The organism is Pseudomonas sp. RL_5y_Pfl2_73, from assembly GCF_963970515.1.
Classification (GTDB): Bacteria; Pseudomonadota; Gammaproteobacteria; order Pseudomonadales; family Pseudomonadaceae; genus Aquipseudomonas.
The window spans coordinates 1-1,482 of record NZ_CAXAPD010000108.1; the positions used below are offsets into that span (position 1 = coordinate 1).

Below are 1,482 nucleotides of genomic sequence, written 5' to 3' on the forward strand. Positions count from 1 at the left end.
CGTCGGTCATCAGATAGCCACGATAATCGGCGAGCAGCCGCAACGGCACCTCCTGCGCTCGGCTGGTGGTGTAATCAAAAAGGATCACCGGGCGTTCCGGCGGGCCGCTGGCTTGTACCCACATCCAAGATTGGCTTGTCGGATCTCGATCCGGCTCTTTGAGTACCTGCACTCGCGTTTCATCGCAATGAATCACCGGACTTTCCAGCAAACGCTCACGCATCAGATTCAGTAGCGGTTGGAAGTGTTCGCAGCACTGGATCACCCAGCGAGCCAGGGTTTGACGCGGGATATCGACACCGTGGCGAGCGAGAACTTTTTCGAAGCGGTGCAGCGGCAGGCCATCGACATACTTGGTGGTCAGCAACATGGCCAGCACGCTGGGGCTGGCCATGCTTTTTTCGATCAATTGCGCGGGTTTGTCGGCAGTGACCGGTGCTGTTTCACAGCCACGGCAACCGTAAACCTTGCGGATATGTTTGATCACCCGGATCTGCATCGGCACGATCTCCAGCTGTTCACTGGTTTCTTCGCCGATGGCATGTTTACGGCAGCCGCAAATGCAGCTCAGTTCATGCTCGGGGAGATCGTGGATAATTTCGATGCGTGGCAAGTCAGCCGGCAGGGGTTTGCGTTTGCCACGGCGCTTGGTGGGAGTGACAACTTCTTCGTCCGCTTCAACAGGTGCGGGCGTCTCGATACTTTCGGCTTCATTGAACAGCGGCAGTTGCGGTGTCGCCGGATCAGCGGTTTGTTCGGACTTACGCCCGAACAAACGCTGACGAAGTAGCGCATTCTCCTCTTCAAGAAGAACGACCTTCGACTGCATCTGAGCAAGTAATTGCTTGAGGGCAGCCAAGTCATCGGGGACGTCGTCGGGCATGGAAATCATGGCCCGGATTATACCCAATCAAGCCACGAATCGTGGCGTCAAAACTTGGTGGGGGCGGTTGCGCCACAGGTCAAAACCGTCGAGCAACCAGTTCAATTCCTGGACGTTCAAGACGATGGCTTCGTCGGTGGCGTCGGGCGAGGCTTTGAAACGCTCGGATTCCAGGCGCTTGAGCCAAAGACAGAAGCCGTTGCGCTCCCAATAGAGGATTTTCACTCGGTTACGGGAGCGATTCAGAAAAACGAAAAGTACCGGGTCGAAGACCGCCACCTTGATATCCAGCTCGACCAGGGCGGCCAGGCCGTCGATGGATTATCGGAAGTCCACGGGTTTGGGGTAGAGGTAGACTTTTTCGACTTTGGCGTCGGGACGCATCATGAGGTGCTGGCTCCAGAAAGAGATCGGGAGCGCAGCATCGAGCTTCAATGGGCGGCTTTGAATGTGTGGGTGATGGATCGTTTACAAACAAAACCCCTACCTGCGTCAGCAGATAGGGGTTTCGGAATTTAATCTTGACGATGACCTACTCTCACATGGGGAAACCCCACACTACCATCGGCGATGCATCGTTTCACTGCTGAGTTCGGGAT

At 55.8% G+C, this 1,482-nt stretch carries 2 protein-coding genes and 1 rRNA gene; 1 reads left to right on the top strand and 2 read right to left on the bottom strand.

The window, feature by feature from the left end:
• Positions 1-892, bottom strand: an 892-nt coding sequence (gene tnpC / locus AACY42_RS28420; protein WP_339483822.1) for an IS66 family transposase, incomplete at its 3' end; no start/stop codon positions are given.
• Here tnpC and AACY42_RS28900 point away from each other — a divergent pair.
• Entirely contained in the window at positions 842-1,402 is a 561-nt protein-coding gene (locus AACY42_RS28900) for a hypothetical protein (protein WP_445261770.1), read from the top strand. The two genes, tnpC and AACY42_RS28900, sit on opposite strands and share 51 nt — an antisense overlap.
• Here the strand turns inward: AACY42_RS28900 and rrf are convergent.
• Positions 1,403-1,482 (bottom strand): 5S ribosomal RNA (rrf, locus tag AACY42_RS28905); the annotation flags it as partial. It abuts the gene before it with no gap.